A 16,738-nucleotide genomic window follows, 5' to 3' on the forward strand; every position below is an offset into this window, starting at 1 on the left:
CAAATTCCAATTCCTTCCGCCCCGCGTTTTGGTGACAAGGTGACCCGGTGCGGCGGTCTCGTCGAGAGCGAGTCAAAGACGGCTAGTAGCCACGAAGTCGTATGCGTGACCGTCTGCGGCAACGCCAGCGTGGTCCTCGTGGAGTCGGCGATGCGGTGCGGGAAAATCTCAGGAATCAGTCCCTGAGCCGAGGCGTCGGAGACGCCGTTGCCGGCAGGGGTGCATAGCATAGTCGCCCCTTTTCCATTTAATGAATCTTGTGTTCTGTAGGTGTATTTTCGATGAGTGACTATCTAAGGGATGCATGGCAACCGACGGCCGACGATATTGCCTCGTCAAACGTTACTGCGTTGATGCGGCGGCTTGGTCTCGACAGCTACGACGAACTGCTGGCGTTCTCCAATGCTCAGCCAGAGGCTTACTGGGATACCGTGCTGGATTTCTGCGGCGTGGTGTGGGACACCAAGTACGACGCGTATCTGGACTCATCCAATGGTCTTGAATTTCCCAACTGGTTTCCAGGGGGGCGCCTAAACTGGGTCAAGTCGATCTTCAAGTGGGCCGATGACGTCGAGATGGCCCAGCGCCCCGCTGTCGTTGCAGAGCGCGAGGATGGCAGCGTACAGCGCGTAACTTTTTTTGAACTGAGGGAACGTGTGGCGGCGTTTGCCGCAGGCATGGCATTGATTGGCATCGAACGTGGCGATCGGGTCGGGCTGTTGATGGAGAATGGCGTCGAGGCCACGGTCACGATGCTCGCCTTAGCCTGGCACGGTGCCATTGCTGTTCCGTTGTTCAGCGGCTTTGGCGTCGACGCAATCGTGTCCCGTCTTTCATCGTGCGGCACCAGCAAGCTCATCGCGACTACCGGATTCTCCCGCCGGGGGAAATGGGTCGATACGCGTAAGTTAGTTGCCGAAGCACTGACCAGATTGCCCGAGATCCAGACGGTTGTCTGGAAGCATGCCGGCGAAGACATCACCTTCAACGAGACGGTTGTCGCATGGGAGGACATCGCCAGGGCCGCGCCGCCGTCGCCGGAGCCCGCGGGGATGTCGCCAGTCGACCCCTTCATGATAGTGTACACATCGGGCACCACGGGAAAGCCGAAGGGCGCGGTCCATACCCATGGTGGCTTTCCACTGAAGATCGCTCACGACGCCGCCGTTCATTTCGATGTCCGCCGCGGCGACGTCTTTTGCTGGCCCGCTGACATGGGGTGGATCGCTGGCTCTTTGGTCATGTCGAGCGCGCTGCTAAGCGGCGCTACGCTGGTGTGTTACGACGGCGCCCCAGATTTTCCCGATTGGTCGCGCATGTCGCGGCTCATCGAGCGTCACCGCGTGACCCATTTCGGCTCCGCACCGACCCTGATTCGTGGTCTCGCCGCCAATGCAAGGATCGCGACACAAGGTGATGTATCGTCGATTCGTCTGCTGATCACGGCCGGCGAGGGTATCGATCCCGAGCACTTCTCCTGGTTCCAGCACGCGTTCGGACGCGGACATCGGCCTGTGATCAACTACACCGGCGGGACAGAAGTATCCGGGGCATTGCTATCGAGTGTGGTGGTGCGGCCGATCAGTCCGGGCGGATTCAACACCGCCTCGCCGTCGGTCGAGGCCGATGTCGTCGACGCAAGCGGCAACCCTGTTGTCGGCGCGGTGGGCGAACTCGCGATTCGACGGCCCTTCGTGGGCATGACTAGCTCGTTCTGGCAGGACGACGCCCGCTATCTGGAATCCTACTGGCACGCAATTCCCGGCATCTGGGTCCATGGTGATCTCGCCATGAGGCGCGAAGACGGCACTTATTTTCTCCTCGGTCGCTCCGACGACACGATCAAGCTTGCGGGCAAGCGCGTCGGCCCCGCGGAAATCGAGGAAGTACTTCTTGAGCTGTCTGCGGTGTCCGAAGCGGCCGCCATCGGCGTCGACGATCCGGTCAAGGGACAGAAGCTCGTCGTATTCCTGATCCCGGCGCCATATTGGGATGGCGACGAGGTCAAATTGCGCCGAGATGTAGCCCAACACGTGGATGAGCGGCTGGGCCGTCCGTTTCGCCCGAGCCAGATGCATCTTGTAACCCAACTGCCCAAAACGAGGAGTTCAAAGATTATGCGGCGCGTCATCCGCAGCATCTACACCGACCAGCCGGCGGGCGATCTGTCATCGCTCGACAATCCGGCTGCAATCGAGGAAATCCGTCTCGCTGCGCAGCATTGACGCGCAATCCGCCTTTTCACGAACCGACTCGGTGTCAAAGCGCCGGGAGGAAGAGAAGATGAACCTGAATCTTAAAGACAAAACCGTCTTGATCACCGGCGCCTCGCAGGGTATTGGCGAAGGTCTGGCATGGGCGTTCGCCCGGGAAGGCTGCCATTTGCGGCTAGTTGCGCGTTCGGGGGAAAAGCTTGCCGCGATCGCAAGCAAGGTCTCCGCGGAACATGATGTCGAGGCGGACATCCTCGCGATCGACATGACGCTGCCCGGCGCTGTGGCCGAAGTCGCGCAGTTCGGCGAGACAACTGACGTCATGGTCAACAACGCAGGCGCCATTCCAGGAGGCAACCTCTGGGATGTCGACGAGGAGCGTTGGCGCGCGGGATGGGAATTGAAAGTATTTGGGTACATCAACCTGACTCGCGCACTGTACCCGGTGATGAAGGCCCGAGGTGGCGGCGTGATATTGAACAACATTGGCAACGGCGGTGAGAACTTCGACTTCAACTACATTGCCGGTACGACCGGGAATGCGGCACTGATGGCGTTTACGCGAGCCCTGGGCGGCCGCAGTCTCGCCGACGATAACATTCGCGTGGTCGGCGTAAACCCTGGGCCGGTTGATACCGATCGCATCAACAAGGTACTAAAAGGGCACGCGCAACGCCTGCTCGGCGACGCGGATCGCTATACCGAACTGCTCGCGAACTATCCACTTGGTCGCGCTGCAACGGTCGACGAAGTCGCGGACCTGTTTGTCTATCTCGCCTCGGAAAAGTCTGCTTACACATCCGGCGCGATTTTCACTGTCGACGGCGGGATTACTTCTCGCCGATCTGTCGGCTAACTTCATCACATCCCGGATCGCCCTCCCTGCATCCAACGGCGATCCTTCAAGGAAATGAAATGTCTGAGAACGGCATCGACTTCAACCCTGTCTACAAAGCCTACACGCGACTCGCCTTCGACCGTCCGGCAGCGGGTGTACTGCGAGTGACACTGAACCGACCCGAGAAGCTCAACGCACTCGATGAGCGCGGGCATGATGAGATCGCGCGCGTCTGGCGCGATATCGATGCCGACGAGACAGTTAGCGCGGTACTGCTTTGCGGCGCCGGACGTTCCTTTTCAGCCGGCGGCGACTTCGACATGGTCGAAACGATGATTAACTCGTTCGAAGTGCGTTCCCGTGTCTGGCGAGAAGCGAAGGATCTTGTTTACAACATCGTCAACTGTTCCAAGCCGATCGTTTCTGCTATCCAGGGCTCCGCGGTGGGGGCGGGGCTCGTTGCCGCCTTGCTCGCCGACATTCCCGTCGCCGCGCGCACAGCCAAACTTGTCGATGGACACACGCGTTTGGGCGTAGCTGCCGGTGATCACGCCGCAATTGTCTGGCCGCTATTGTGCGGTATGGCGAAAGCCAAGTATCACCTGCTGTTGTGCGAGCCGGTTAGTGGGGAAAAAGCCGAACAGATGGGCCTAGTGTCTGTCGCGGTGGACGAGTCGGAGCTCCAGGAGACCGCGCTTTCCATCGCGACTCGCTTGGCCCAGGGGGCGCCGACGGCGATTCGCTGGACGAAATACGCGCTGAACAATTGGCTACGCCAGGCGGGCCCGACGTTCGATGCTTCGCTTGCCCTTGAAATGCTCGGATTCTCCGGGCCCGAGGTCATCGAGGGCGTTGCGGCGTTTCGAGAAAAGCGCGCCCCTGCATTCTCGCAGAAGGTTGCGATCTAACGCCAGGGCAACGGAAATTACATGATGTCTAAGGTACTTGATGGTATTCGCGTCCTCGACTTCGGCCGTTATATCGCTGGCCCCTTCTGTGCAGCACTCCTCGCCGACTTCGGCGCCGATGTGATTCGCATTGACCGTGTCGGCGGTAGCGAAGATCGCTTCGTCATGCCGGTGACCGACACCGGCGAAGGGGCATTTTTCCTGCAGGTCAATCGCAACAAACGATCGCTCACGCTTGACGTCGACAGCCCCGGTGGACGGGGAATCGTGCAGCGTCTGCTAAAAACGGCCGACGTCGTGATCGCGAACATGCCGCCAGATACGCTCGCAAATCTCGGTCTCGACTACACGACCATCAGTGCCGTCAAGCCCGATATCATCCTGACCGCGTCGACGGCATTCGGTACGCACGATGATGCGAGCCACCGCGTCGGCTTCGACGGCATCGGCCAGGCGATGAGCGGGGCGGTCCATATCTCCGGCCAACCGGGCAGTCCCACGAAGGCTATGGTGCCGGTGGTTGATTTTTCTACCGCATTATCGAGTGCGCTTGGTACCGTCATGGCCCTATATGAACGTCGTAGCAGCGGCAAAGGCCAATCGGTAGATGCGTCCCTGTTGCAGACAGCGCTGAATCTCTCGAGCGGAGTGCTCATCGAGGAGGCCACGCTTCAGATTAACCGCCAGGCCACCGGAAATCGTAGTCCGATCGCCGGCCCGTCCGACATTTTTCGCGTCGCAGACGGCTGGATCATCGTGCAGGTGATTGGCCAATCCCTCTTCAAACGCTGGGCGCGCATGGTTGGCGCACCGGATCTGATGAACGACCCGCGATTCTCGGACGACCTCCTGCGCGGAGAGAATGGCGACGCGTTGAGCAAGATGATGTCGGAATGGTGTGCGTCGCGCACGCGCGAAGCGGCGCTTTCCGAACTCGAGGCTGCCAAGATCCCTGCCGGTCCTGTCTATTCACCGCGCGAGGCGCTCGAGGACCCCTCAATCCGCGCATCCGGTGCGTTCACCTGGATCGAGTACCCGGGGTTGCACGGCCCGGTACCGATCGTTTCGCCTCCAGCCCGCCTTTCCCGCACGCCACCGGCCATCGACACCCGGCCGCCCACGATTGGCGAGCATACCGACGAGGTCCTGCGGGAAATCGGCTACGCGGCGGAGGAGATCGATGCGTTCCGTGCCTCAGGGGTCGTCTGATGCTGACGTAAATCTCCGGCGGCCGGATTGGGCGACGACGTGTATCACAGGCATTAGTCGTCACATTAAAGTTGGGGGCTCGCGAAAGCACGGAGGCCCGCTCGAGGTCCGCGCGGACGGTGGGCGCATGCACGTGGAGCATCAAGCCGAACATGTGTTGCCGGACGTCGTGAATAGGAAGTCACTAGGAGAAACAGCCCAGTACACAAGTTGGCTGCATCCCGTCCAGAGGGCCACATATTCCCTTGCTTAGACGCGGGCGAAACTCAGCTTCACTAATCCGGTGCCATAAATCAACTGCAATGCTCCGCGACACGAAAGACACGGTTCCGCCCCTCTAATGTGAATTTTAATGTACGGAACATCATTCCGCGACAGATTGACCGTTCCGCGCACGGCTCATTAAATGGGGACATGGTTGACCGAAGGCAGAATGCCGGGCCGTTGGTCACCGGGACGAGGCGACAAGTGTCCAATTCTACCAACGCGTGGTTTAGGTGACAACTTTGGTCACGGCGGCCACGGAGTTCCATAACACCAAGAGGAGACATTCGAATGACTGTGAACAAGCAAAAGCGCACGTTGATCCGGGGAGGCAGCATCCTCAGCAACGACAAGGCGATTGGGGAGCTTCGTATAGGCGACGTTTTGATGCAGGGCACGAAAATCGAAGCGGTGGCGCCGCGCATCGAGGCGGACGACGCCGAGGTAGTGGATGCGACCAACATGATCGTCATGCCTGGCCTTGTCGACAGTCATCGCCATACCTGGCAAACATTGCTGCGGGCGGCCGGCACAGATTGGACCCTCGGGCAATACTTCACTGGCATGCGGCTCATCGCCGGCCGGCTTCTCAGTGCCGACGACATGTATCTGTCCAACTACCTTGGTGCGCTCGAAGCGATGAACTCGGGCATCACCACGTTATACGACTGGTGCCACAACAACAATACGCCGGACCACGCCGAGCAGGCCTTCCTCGGTCTTCGCGACGCCGGTATCCGAGGGGTATGGGGCTACGGCAATGCCAATGACGACAACCTGCCCCCCAACATGACGATCACCGACCTGAATGATGTGCGGCGCATGAAGACGCGGTACTTTTCTTCGAGCGACCAGCTTCTGACGATGGCGTTCGCCGCCCGGGGTCCCGAGATCACTACGCTCGAAATCACCGAGCGGGAGTTCCATTTTGTACGCGATCTCGGTCTGAGGATCACCATGCATGTCGGCGTTGGCTCCTGGCACGTCGACCCGATGAAACAACTGCACCGGCGCGGACTGCTGTCGAATGACACGACCTACGTGCATTGCAACATGCTCAGTCGGGACGAGATGCAACTAATTATCGATACGGGTGGCACGACGTCGATCTCTCCGGAGACGGAACTCAACATGGGCCTAGGCGACCTTGCCACGCTACGCCTGCTCGCGCTAGGCCACCGGCCGAGCATTTCGACCGACGAAGCATCGTCCGCGCCAGGTGACATGTTCAGTTCGATGCGTACTGTTCTCACCATGGCCCGCGCTGAAGCTGCGCGCGAAGCCCTAGCGCAGGGCCGGGAACTGGAACCGATCCCGTTGACCAGTCGCGATGTCTTCGAGTTCTCCACTCTTGAAGGGGCCAAGGCCTGCGGGTACGACGGCCTGATTGGCTCACTCACGCCCGGCAAACAAGCGGACGTTGTGCTCATCGACACCAATGCAGTCAACCTGATGCCGCTCAACTACACGTACGGCTCGATCATCGAATCGACCCATGCCGGCAACATCGATAGCGTCTATGTCGCTGGCAAAGCGATGAAGAGAGGGGGCAAGCTGCTCAGTGTAGACCTGGCCTCGCTGCGCAAGAAGGTGGATGCGGCGCGCGACGGGCTGTTCTCGCGTGCGGGAGTGCCTCATGACCAGCATTGGATGCCGAAGCCGTACCTGCGCAAGCAAGTGGTAGACGCCGCCTGACCGTACCGCAGCGGTGCGAAACAATCCGCCGTGCCACACCTCAATGGGGAACGCCTTCTGTGGCGGGTGTGGCGCTTCGATCTGCCAAGGCGTTGTCGAAAGGCACGCATGAGGCGGGCGGTAGAGTAGGACCCAAAAATGAGGCCAGTGGCCACAGGAGACAAAAATGCACTTCCTTCGAACCAGCGGCATTGCATGCGGCGCCCTGGCAGTCGCTATGCTCGTCAACAGCGCCGCCAACGCGGCCGATCAGTTGAAGATCGGTTTCATCGGGACGCTCTCCGGCACGAACGCCACCATGGGCAACCAGTTGAGCGACGGCTTCCAACTCGCGATCGAGCAGGCCGGTGGAAATCTGGGTGGACTGCCCACACGCGTCATCAAGGTCGACGATCAGCAGAAGCCGGATATCGGCCGGCAGGAAGCCAACCGGCTGATCGAGTCGGAGAAGGTCCAGTTCATCGTAGGCGTACCGTTCTCGAACGTGTTGAACGCGGTGTTCACGCCAGCTGTGCAGAAAACGATCCTGATCGGCATGGCTGGCGCGCCATCGGCAATCGCCGGCGCGTCCTGTTCACAGTACTTTTTCTCGAGTTCGTGGCAAGGCGACACGCTCGCGGAAGCCGTTGGTACCGCGCTTGAGCGCAAGCAGGTTAAGCGACTCTATGTGATGGTCCCCAATTTCCCGGGCGGCCGCGAGGTTGTGGCCGGGCTCAAGCGAAAATTCAAGGGAGAAATCGTCGGCGAGATCTATACGCCGCTGACGCAACTCGATTTCGCTCCGGAGTTGGCGCAGCTTCGCACGGCAAAGCCTGATGCGGTCTTCGCATTCTTCCCGGGCGGGCTCGGTATCCAGTTCATCAAACAGTACGCGCAGTCCGGTCTCAAGGATGCCGTTCCCTTGTACACGGCCTATACGATCGATGCCAACACGCTTGGCGCCATGGGCGAGGCTGCAGTGGGTGTGCGCACCGCCGAGTTCTGGGGCGCCTCAATGGACAACCCGGCCAACCGGCAGTTCATCGACGCCTTCCAGAAACGGTACAAGTACGCGCCATCCTCCTACGCAGCCCAAGGTTACGACGCCGGTCGAATGCTTGACGCAGCCATTCGACAGGCGAACGGCAGCATTGATGACCGCGCGGCCATGGCTGCTGCGCTCAAGTCGGCGAAGTTCCAATCTGTGCGTGGGGACTTCCGGTTCAACAACAATCATTTCCCAATACAGGACTTGTACGTTGGCGAAATCGTGAAGTCCGCGGACGGCGTGCCCACGATGAAGCTTGGCGAGCGCGTGCTACACGACTACGGCGATGCCTATGCGGCTTCCTGCCCGTTGAAGTAGCCATACGAAGCATGATCTCACGGCGTTGGCGGCGCTCCCCCAGCGGGAGGGTCGCCAACGTCGCTTCACACCCTAATCCAACTAGACCTCGCATCATGACCCTGCAAGAAAAGCGGACGCTGCTTCGCGGCGGCACGATCCTTACCGGCGACGAGAAGCTTGGTGAACTGCGCCGCGGCGATCTCCTGATCGAAGGCACTCGTATCGCAGCCATTGCTCCCAACATTCCGGTCGACGGTGCCGAGATCGTCGATGCCGACGGCATGATCGTCATCCCCGGCTTCGTCGACAGCCATAGGCACACGTGGCAATCGCTGCTACGCGCAGTGGGCACCGACTGGACGCTGGGTCAGTACTACACTGGCATGCGGTTGACGATGGGTAAGCTGTACACCCCGCAGGACATGCAGCTCGCCAACTACCTTGGCGCACTAGAGTGCCTCAATGCCGGCATCACGACACTACTCGACTGGTCGCACAACAACAACACGCCCGACCACGCGGACGCGGCTATTGCCGGTTTGCGCGACGCCGGGATTCGTGCGGTGTGGGCGTATGGCAACGGCAATGACGAATGGATCCCGCCCAACGACAAGCCGTCCAACCTCAACGATGTGCGTCGCGTGCGTATCGAGCATTTCTCCTCCGAACGCCAACTGCTGCGCATGGCGTTCGCGGCGCGCGGCCCGGAGTTCACGCCGATCGACCTCACCGAGAGCGAGTTTCGCTTCGCGCGCGAACTCGATATTCCGGTCACCGTACATGTTGGCGTCGGCCGCTGGTCCGCCTGCAAGCCTATCCATCAGTTGAACTCTCGCGGGCTCCTGTACGAGAACACCAACTACGTGCATTGTTGCACGCTCCCCGACGACGAGCTGCGCATGCTGGTCGACAGTGGGGGTAGCACTTCGCTTGCGCCGGATACCGCTCTCAACGAGGGGTTCGGTGACCCGCCGACGTTGCGCCTGCTGGCCATGGGGCACGAGCCGAGCCTATCGGTCGATGTGGTGTCATCCGCCCCGGGCGACATGTTTGCGGCGATGCGCCTGCTCCTCAGCACGACGCGCGGCAATGAAGCTCGCCGTTTCCTTGCAGAAAACCGGGACTTCGACCCGATTCCCCTGACCAGCCGACAGGTCTTCGGATTTGCCACCCGACAGGGCGCACTTGCCTGCGGATTCGGTGACCGCGTGGGAACGTTGGTTCCGGGCAAGGAGGCCGACGTCGTGCTGCTCAACGCGAGGGATATCAACATGATGCCGCTCAACTATTCGTACGGAAACATCGTCGAATCCGCGCATCCTGGCAATGTCGACTCCGTCTTCGTTGCGGGCCGCGCCGTCAAACGCCATGGCAAGCTCGTCGGCGTCGACCTCGACGGCCTATACCGTCGCGTCGTGGCCGCAAGGGACGGCTTGTTCGAAAAGGCCGGATTGGCGTGCGATCGGCACTGGATGCCGGCGCCTCTCCCCAAGCCGGACCTCTAGTCGAAGGAATGCCGGAGGCCCCTGATCCTGGAAGTTGCGCAAGTCTTGGTAGCATGCGGCCAGGCGACGGCGTTCGAAGCCGTGTTGGTCGAAGCCATCCGCCAAAGTCTGATGCCGGCGAAGGGGTTTATCCTGCAGCGTGCGCCGCGGCATCGAGGCCCCTCTACGGCATCTTGGGCAACGCTGCGCTAAATGCCCCCGTCGTGGGGATTCGCGCCGTCAAGGTCGTGCGTTACACGACGCCTGATCTGGCTGGTTCCCGGACCACGGCGCTGGTCGGCCTGGGCGGCGTGCCGGGCAACGCCGGGGCATCGTCTTACGTTTCCGCAAATGCGAGCTACGCGCGCGGTGACGCTCACGCGACAAGCGCGTACCTCTCAGGAAAGTACGCGAGCCGTGCCCGGGCGGCGCAGAATCAGCGTATCGGATTTGTGTACGCCTTAAATCCCCTTGTAAGGGCCTACCTCCCATACGCTGGCGTGTGCGCGTGATGCATCTCGATCTACAGGCGGGTCAGTCAACGCAACGTTCGCTCCCCTGCGTTTGCGCTCCCCGCCGCGCGGCCTGAAGGTGTGTGGGGTAGTTCAGATCGATCGGCCTGGCTCGTATCCCTCGCAGACCAGCCCGTCCGTCCAGCTCGGCGCGCACTGCTTCGCGCTTAGTGAATCCGTCGTCGTGCAGAGCGCAAGAACTTAGCATAAGAACCATCGTCGCCACTACAGCGCCTGATGGAATCTAGGTATTCACGTTTCACTCGAGATAACTGTTGGCTGGGCGCGCCCATTCGCCGCAAGCTTTCTGCTGATTGTCGTTCACGTGCATTTGGAGGGTAGGCTGCACCGAGGACGCCTTCAGCGACACGCTCCGTCGAATCTGCCCAACGCGCGGAGCCACTGCAAGCGCAACGACGCCGAAGAAGTTCCGTGCTTTAAAAGCCCGCATTCAACCACGCGAACGATGCTGCCGGCGCAAACGGGCGGCCGATCGATCCCGCGTCACGCTATCAGCATCTCTTTCGAAGTACGGAAGGACTGTTTTTGGTTCATTGACACTCAGGCAGCTCGCCGCCATTGTGGAACTCCTTGCAATGCCGGCGCGCTATTCTTGTTCCACTTTGCTAGTGGCGCCTTGCGCCCAATGCTTTAGCGCAAGGCATACCGTGCGCCAGCCTTTATTTTCAAAACGATGGAGATAGCTATGACTGAAACAGACATGATGGCCGGCAAAGTGGTCATTGTTACCGGCGCCGGTGGCGGTATCGGCAGGGACATCGCACTATTGATGGCCCGCTATGGCGCACGCGTACTCGTCAATGACATCGGCGCGGCCCTTGACGGCGCCGGCCGCGATACAACGCCGGGGCAGCGCGTGGCGCAGGAAATCGTGGCAGCGGGCGGGGAAGCTGTAGCTGACGCGCAAAGCGTTGCCGACCCTGGCGCCGGTGATCGGATCGTTACCCATGCGCTTGACGTATTCGGCCGCGTAGACTGCGTGGTCAACAATGCGGGAATCCTGCGAGATCGCTTCTTCCACAAGATGACAGACGAGGAGTGGGATGCCGTCCTCAAGGTGCATCTGTATGGCACGTTTAGCCTCAGTCGGGCCGCGGCGGTACATTTCAAACAGCGGGAAAGCGGCGCATTCATCCACATGACATCGACCTCTGGCCTGATCGGCAATTATGCCCAGGCCAACTACAACGCCGCCAAAATGGGTATCGCTGGTCTCTCGAAATCGATCGCGCTCGATCTCGAAAAGTTCAGCGTTCGCTCGAATTGCATCGCGCCGTTCGCGTGGAGTCGTATGGTCAGTTCGATCCCGATCGACACGCCTGAACAGGCCGCGCGCGTCGAGAAGATCAAGCAAATGACTCCGGCCAAGATTGCACCGCTCGCAGTCTACCTCGCAAGTGACGCGGCGCGCGACGTCAACGGGCAGATCTTTACTGTACGTAACAATGAGATCTTCCTAATGAGCCAGCCTAGGCCCGTGCGTTCCGTGCATCGCAGCGAGGGTTGGAGTCCGGAATCGATTGCCGTCCATGGCATGCCGGCGCTCAAGGCATCGTTCGTGCCCATGGAGCGCTCGGGTGACGTTTTCAGTTGGGATCCTACATGACGTTCGACGGCGCCCCAGCTTTCGCCGCCGTCCACCTTGCCACATTCACAGGATCTCTCCATGTCGATTGACTACCATTCGCTCAAGGCTTGGCCGTTCGAGGACGTTGAGCACCACTATTCCGAACGCGACGCGATGCTCTATGCGCTGAGCGTGGGTTATGGCCATGACCCTCTGGACCGTAACGCGCTGACGTTTACCTACGGACCATCCCTGCACGCTGTGCCGACCATGGCAGCAGTACTAGGCTTTCCCGGTCAGTGGATGAAGCACCCCGCTGCCGGCATCGACTGGGTAAAGGTGGTGCACGGAGAACAACGCATCCGGCTGCATCGCCCCTTGCCGAAGTCGGGAACGATTATCGGCCGCTCCCGCATTAAAGCCGTCATAGACAAGGGCGCGGGCAGGGGCGCCCAGGTCCTAATCGAACGCGATGTCGTCGACAAGGCCACGGGAGCACTTCTGGCTAGTGTCGAGCAGTTGAATTTCTGCCGGGGGGATGGCGGCTTCGCCGAGCGGGGCCAGCCCAGCGACGTGCCCTTGCCGCCTGTGGAAAGCGTACCGGACTCGTCGCCCGATATCGTATGCGATCTGCCGACGCGCGCGGATGCGGCGCTCCTGTACCGTCTCAATGGCGATTCGAACCCGCTGCATGCTGATCCTGATGTGGCGGACGCGGCAGGATTTCCACGTCCGATCCTACACGGGCTTGCCACTTACGGCATTGCCGGCCACGCGATCCTCCGTAGCGTCTGTGGTTACGATCCGCTGCGGCTGCGCATGCTATTCGCAAGGTTCTCGGCGCCGGTGCTACCCGGCGAGACAATCCGTACCGAGATTTGGGTCAGAGACAGAGGCAGCCCGACAATTGCCTTCCGTGCCAGAGTGCTCGAACGGGATGTCACAGTCCTCAGCAACGGTGTTGCCGAAGTGAGGTGAGCGCCTTCGTCTCAGTCGATATCGGCTTTCTCACGTGCTCGCCGGCCCAAGCCGCGGGCACTGTGGCGTGGGCACAATTCCGTACTTTGGACGGACAATCCGACGTTCGGGGCGGACTCCCCCGAAACCCTGAGAATACGTCCAACGGCGCATTCGCCATAGTCTATCGATGCCATGTGTGCAGGGGCTCCCCCCCGAACGCAAGATGTCTTCCGCACTACGCTTATCAAAGTACGGAACACATGGCGTGGTTTGATTGACCTCCTCGGCAATCATTGCCATGCTAAATGCATAAATAGAAGGGATCGGCTCCTCCTTCCAAGGTGCCGATCGAACTCACGGAGTGAGACATGACTTTAAACTTACTAGTCGAACAGGCGCTCAATGGCGCGCAGTTCGGCGTGATGCTGTTCTTAACGTCAGCTGGTCTGACGCTCGTATTCGGCATCATGAATCTTATCAACCTGGCGCACGGTTCGCTGTACATGGCCGGCGCCTATGTCGGCGCCAGCGTGCTAGCGGCAACGGGCAGCTTTGCTCTGGCGATTCTGGTGGCGGTGCCAAGCGCCGCTCTCCTCGGCATGTTGATCGAGCGCGTGCTGCTCCGCTGGTTCTATCGACGCAGCCACCTGGACCAGACGCTGGCGACCTTCGGCTTGATCATGGTTGCCAACGAGGCAGTACGCATGATTTGGGGTGCCACCCCGATGCAGATGACGCTTCCGGTAGCGTTGCAAGGGTCTGTGGAACTCCTGCCAGGTATGCAGTATCCGGTGTACCGCCTCGTCGTGCTCTCGATTGGCCTGTTAATTGCCCTTGCCCTTTACCTGATGGTTGTGCACACGCGCGGAGGGATGTGGGTTCGCGCCGGCGCCAGCGACCGAGTTGCCGCATCTGCTCTGGGTATCAACGTGGACCGGGTCTTCGCCATCGTCTTCATGGCGGGCGCCGCGCTGGCCGGCCTGGCCGGCGTCATGGCCGGGCCCATCCTGGCGGTGCAGGTAGGGATGGGCGAGCCAATTCTCATTCTAGCCTTGGTTGTCATTGTTATTGGCGGTGTCGGTTCCATCCGCGGCGCCTTCATCGCCGCATTGCTCGTCGGCATCGGCGACACGTTCGGCCGGGTGCTGCTCAGCCCGGCGCTCGGGTCGATGTTCATTTACATGATTATGGCTGCCCTGCTTGCCTGGCGCCCCACCGGACTCTTTCCCAGCCATGCTTGACGTAACCTCTCCCATCCTGCGCCCAGTTCGCCCTCACGTTCTGCGGACGTTGCCGAGCCTTCTGATCATCGTGGCTCTCGCCGTGCTACCGGTGCTCGCCACCGCGTTTGACCAGCCCTTCCTGGTTCGCGTCCTAACCCGGGTCATGGTGTTCGCGGTAGCAGCGGTATCGCTGAACGTCCTGCTCGGATTCGCGGGCTTGATAAGCGTGATGCATGCAGCCCTATTCGGGATCGGTGGCTATACGATTGCCATCCTAGCGAGCCACGTTGACATGCCGCTGACGATCTTCGGCCTGGCATTCAAGGGCACAGACAATCTTCTGGTCTCGCTCCCAATCGCGATGCTCGTGTCCGCCGCCGTGGCCGGGGTATTGGGCATCGTGGCCCTGCGCACGCGCGGTGCGTATTTCATCATGATCACGCTCGCCTTCAACCAGATGATTTACTACTTCTTTGTCTCGTTCGACGCCTACGGCGGCGACGAGGGCTTGCAGATCAGTTCGCCGCTTCGTTTGGGGAGCTTGCCTCTGGAAGATCGCACGACGATTTACTACCTGTGCCTAGGCGTCCTTCTCGTCGTGCTGGCCGGTGCCTCGCGCCTCGTCCAGAGCCGATTCGGTACCGTGATCCGGGCCGCCATGGGTAACGAGCGGCGCGTGGCGGCCGTGGGAATTTCCCCGACGCGATACCAACTGATGGTCTTCGTTATCGCTGGCGCGGTAGCCGGCCTTGCTGGCGTGCTCCTCGCGATCTCACAGCAGTTCGTCAGCCCAGCGGACATGGCATGGACCCGATCTGGCGAACTTATCGTGATGGTCGTACTAGGCGGTATGGCCACCGTGTGGGGACCGGTAGTCGGCGTGGCCCTGTATGTCGTGGTGGAAACGCTCCTTTCGGGACTCACTATCCATTGGCAACTTCCCTTCGGGATTCTCATCATCCTCATGGTCCTGTTTCTACGCCACGGCATTGCCGGTGTACTTACGGCAGTAGGGACTCACAAGGGGGAGAAACGTCATCATGCATGAGTCGATGCTTTCCGTTACCAAATTGCGCAAGCGCTTTGGTGGACTTCAGGTCACGAACGGACTATCACTTGACGTCTGGCGCAACGAGTTTCATGCCCTGATCGGTCCGAATGGCGCCGGCAAGACCACCTTGATCAACCAACTCCATGGAACGTTCTTCCCGGACGCAGGCGATATCCAGTTGGACGGAGTAGACATTACCCGTCTGCCGGTACACGCCAGGGCCACACTAGGCCTGGCTCGGTCATTCCAGATCTCGTCGGTCATCCCTGACTTCACGGCCCTGCAGAACGTGGCGCTAGCAGTGCAGGCGGGCACCGGCCACAGTTTCCGCTTCTGGCGACCGACGCGTGACGATGCCACCCTCCTCGCGCCGGCCCGCGAAGCGTTGCATCTGGCAGGCCTGGAAGCACGAGCCGACACAGCAGCGGTTAACCTTTCGCACGGCGAGCGCCGTCAGCTCGAGATTGCCATTGCCCTGGCAATGCGCCCCAAGGTCATGCTGCTCGACGAGCCGATGGCCGGCATGGGCCAGAACGAAAGCCGACAGCTGGTGGATCTCCTGCAGCGTTTGAAAGGGGAATACACCATCGTTATGGTTGAACATGACATGGACGCCGTTTTCGCGCTGGCTGACCGACTCAGCGTACTAGTCGCCGGCTCGGTTATCGCTACTGGCACGCCAGACGACATCCGACGCGACGCATCAGTACAGGCCGCCTATCTTGGCCATTCGGAACCTCGGAGTTAAAAATGCTGCTTGCTCTGCAGAATGTTTGTGCCGGGTATGGGGATGTCCCAGTGCTGTTCGATGCGTCACTCGTCGTTCAGGAAGGCGAGGCTGTAGGCCTGCTCGGGCGTAATGGCATGGGGCGTACCACCCTAATCAACGCTGTGCTCGGCATCTGCCCCCCAAGCGGGGGCCAGATCACGTTCCGTGGTGCTCGTATCGACGCCCTGGCGCCCCATCGCATTGCGCAGCACGGCATCGGCATCGTACCGGAGGGGCGGCGCATCTTCCCCAACCTCAACGTCCGGGAAAACCTGCTGGTGGCGGCCCGCCACGGCCGTCGTCCGGGTGCCTGGACGCTCGATCGCGTTCTCGCCTTCTTCCCGCGACTGCGCGAAAGGATGTCAAATCCTGGCAACCTCCTTTCTGGTGGCGAACAGCAAATGCTCGCGATCGGGAGGGCACTGCTGACCAATCCCGCCTTGTTGATTCTCGACGAAGCGACGGAGGGGCTGGCGCCGCTCATCCGCGAGGAGATTTGGACAATCCTTCGGCGCCTCAAGAAAGAAGGGATGTCGATGATCGTCGTCGATAAGGACGTCGATGCGATCTGCCGAGTCGTTGATCGGCACTACATCATGGAAAAAGGCCGGGTAGCGTGGCAGGGATCCAGCGACGATCTGATGCGCGACGAAGCGCTACGCAAGAGCTATCTTTCGGTCGCTTGAGTGGCGATAGT

13 protein-coding genes are annotated in these 16,738 nt (G+C 60.6%); all 13 read left to right on the forward strand.

Annotated features, from left to right (window positions below; all coding sequences use genetic code 11):
• Window positions 1-281 precede the first annotated feature (281 nt).
• The 13 genes from AC1DKV_RS29970 (at window position 282) to AC1DKV_RS30030 (ending at window position 16,727) form a co-directional block, all read left to right on the forward strand.
• Window positions 282-2,225, forward strand: coding sequence for an AMP-binding protein (locus AC1DKV_RS29970; RefSeq protein ID WP_441622603.1), 1,944 nt, complete (start codon window positions 282-284; stop codon window positions 2,223-2,225).
• Between the two features lie 58 nt (window positions 2,226-2,283).
• A complete protein-coding gene (locus tag AC1DKV_RS29975) occupies window positions 2,284-3,069 on the forward strand; it encodes an SDR family oxidoreductase (RefSeq protein WP_441622605.1) in 786 nt (261 codons plus the stop codon).
• Window positions 3,070-3,128: 59 nt separating this feature from the next.
• Complete coding sequence (locus AC1DKV_RS29980) at window positions 3,129-3,959, forward strand: enoyl-CoA hydratase/isomerase family protein (protein ID WP_441622607.1); 831 nt, start codon at window positions 3,129-3,131, stop codon at window positions 3,957-3,959.
• A 21-nt stretch (window positions 3,960-3,980) separates the two neighbouring features.
• On the forward strand, window positions 3,981-5,168 hold the full coding sequence (locus AC1DKV_RS29985; protein ID WP_441622609.1) for a CaiB/BaiF CoA transferase family protein: 1,188 nt from the start codon (window positions 3,981-3,983) through the stop codon (window positions 5,166-5,168).
• 555 nt (window positions 5,169-5,723) lie between these two features.
• On the forward strand, window positions 5,724-7,127 hold the full coding sequence (locus AC1DKV_RS29990) for an amidohydrolase family protein (protein ID WP_441622611.1): 1,404 nt from the start codon (window positions 5,724-5,726) through the stop codon (window positions 7,125-7,127).
• Between the two features lie 166 nt (window positions 7,128-7,293).
• A complete protein-coding gene (locus AC1DKV_RS29995) occupies window positions 7,294-8,472 on the forward strand; it encodes an ABC transporter substrate-binding protein (protein ID WP_441622613.1) in 1,179 nt (392 codons plus the stop codon).
• Window positions 8,473-8,567: 95 nt separating this feature from the next.
• A complete protein-coding gene (locus AC1DKV_RS30000; protein ID WP_441622615.1) occupies window positions 8,568-9,959 on the forward strand; it encodes an amidohydrolase family protein in 1,392 nt (463 codons plus the stop codon).
• A gap of 1,212 nt (window positions 9,960-11,171) precedes the next feature.
• Window positions 11,172-12,077 (forward strand): SDR family NAD(P)-dependent oxidoreductase, encoded by a 906-nt coding sequence (locus tag AC1DKV_RS30005; protein ID WP_441622646.1) that lies wholly within the window; start codon window positions 11,172-11,174, stop codon window positions 12,075-12,077.
• Window positions 12,078-12,137: 60 nt separating this feature from the next.
• Window positions 12,138-13,016 carry a MaoC/PaaZ C-terminal domain-containing protein gene (locus AC1DKV_RS30010; RefSeq protein WP_441622617.1) on the forward strand — a complete coding sequence of 293 codons (879 nt, stop codon included), beginning with the start codon at window positions 12,138-12,140 and terminating at the stop codon, window positions 13,014-13,016.
• Between the two features lie 350 nt (window positions 13,017-13,366).
• Window positions 13,367-14,239, forward strand: a complete 873-nt coding sequence (locus tag AC1DKV_RS30015) for a branched-chain amino acid ABC transporter permease (protein ID WP_441622619.1) — start codon at window positions 13,367-13,369, stop codon at window positions 14,237-14,239.
• Window positions 14,232-15,269, forward strand: a complete 1,038-nt coding sequence (locus tag AC1DKV_RS30020) for a branched-chain amino acid ABC transporter permease (protein WP_441622621.1) — start codon at window positions 14,232-14,234, stop codon at window positions 15,267-15,269. Before AC1DKV_RS30015 ends, AC1DKV_RS30020 begins: the two co-directional genes overlap by 8 nt.
• Window positions 15,262-16,020, forward strand: coding sequence for an ABC transporter ATP-binding protein (locus AC1DKV_RS30025; RefSeq protein WP_441622623.1), 759 nt, complete (start codon window positions 15,262-15,264; stop codon window positions 16,018-16,020). Before AC1DKV_RS30020 ends, AC1DKV_RS30025 begins: the two co-directional genes overlap by 8 nt.
• A 2-nt stretch (window positions 16,021-16,022) precedes the next feature.
• The gene (locus tag AC1DKV_RS30030) at window positions 16,023-16,727 is read left to right on the forward strand and encodes an ABC transporter ATP-binding protein (protein ID WP_441622625.1); all 705 of its coding nucleotides are present in this window, start codon (window positions 16,023-16,025) and stop codon (window positions 16,725-16,727) included.
• The last annotated feature ends 11 nt before the right edge of the window (window positions 16,728-16,738 follow it).

The sequence above is a fragment of the Cupriavidus sp. 05T41 genome (assembly GCF_056396525.1).

Coding starts and splice junctions, on each gene's coding strand:
- AC1DKV_RS30030 (WP_441622625.1), top strand. CDS start 16,023: ATGCTGCTTGCTCTGCAGAATGTTTGTGCCGGGTATGGGGATGTCCCA.
- AC1DKV_RS30015 (WP_441622619.1), top strand. CDS start 13,367: ATGACTTTAAACTTACTAGTCGAACAGGCGCTCAATGGCGCGCAGTTC.
- AC1DKV_RS30005 (WP_441622646.1), top strand. CDS start 11,172: ATGATGGCCGGCAAAGTGGTCATTGTTACCGGCGCCGGTGGCGGTATC.
- AC1DKV_RS29995 (WP_441622613.1), top strand. CDS start 7,294: ATGCACTTCCTTCGAACCAGCGGCATTGCATGCGGCGCCCTGGCAGTC.
- AC1DKV_RS30000 (WP_441622615.1), top strand. CDS start 8,568: ATGACCCTGCAAGAAAAGCGGACGCTGCTTCGCGGCGGCACGATCCTT.
- AC1DKV_RS29990 (WP_441622611.1), top strand. CDS start 5,724: ATGACTGTGAACAAGCAAAAGCGCACGTTGATCCGGGGAGGCAGCATC.
- AC1DKV_RS29970 (WP_441622603.1), top strand. CDS start 282: ATGAGTGACTATCTAAGGGATGCATGGCAACCGACGGCCGACGATATT.
- AC1DKV_RS29975 (WP_441622605.1), top strand. CDS start 2,284: ATGAACCTGAATCTTAAAGACAAAACCGTCTTGATCACCGGCGCCTCG.
- AC1DKV_RS30020 (WP_441622621.1), top strand. CDS start 14,232: ATGCTTGACGTAACCTCTCCCATCCTGCGCCCAGTTCGCCCTCACGTT.
- AC1DKV_RS30025 (WP_441622623.1), top strand. CDS start 15,262: ATGCATGAGTCGATGCTTTCCGTTACCAAATTGCGCAAGCGCTTTGGT.
- AC1DKV_RS29985 (WP_441622609.1), top strand. CDS start 3,981: ATGATGTCTAAGGTACTTGATGGTATTCGCGTCCTCGACTTCGGCCGT.
- AC1DKV_RS29980 (WP_441622607.1), top strand. CDS start 3,129: ATGTCTGAGAACGGCATCGACTTCAACCCTGTCTACAAAGCCTACACG.
- AC1DKV_RS30010 (WP_441622617.1), top strand. CDS start 12,138: ATGTCGATTGACTACCATTCGCTCAAGGCTTGGCCGTTCGAGGACGTT.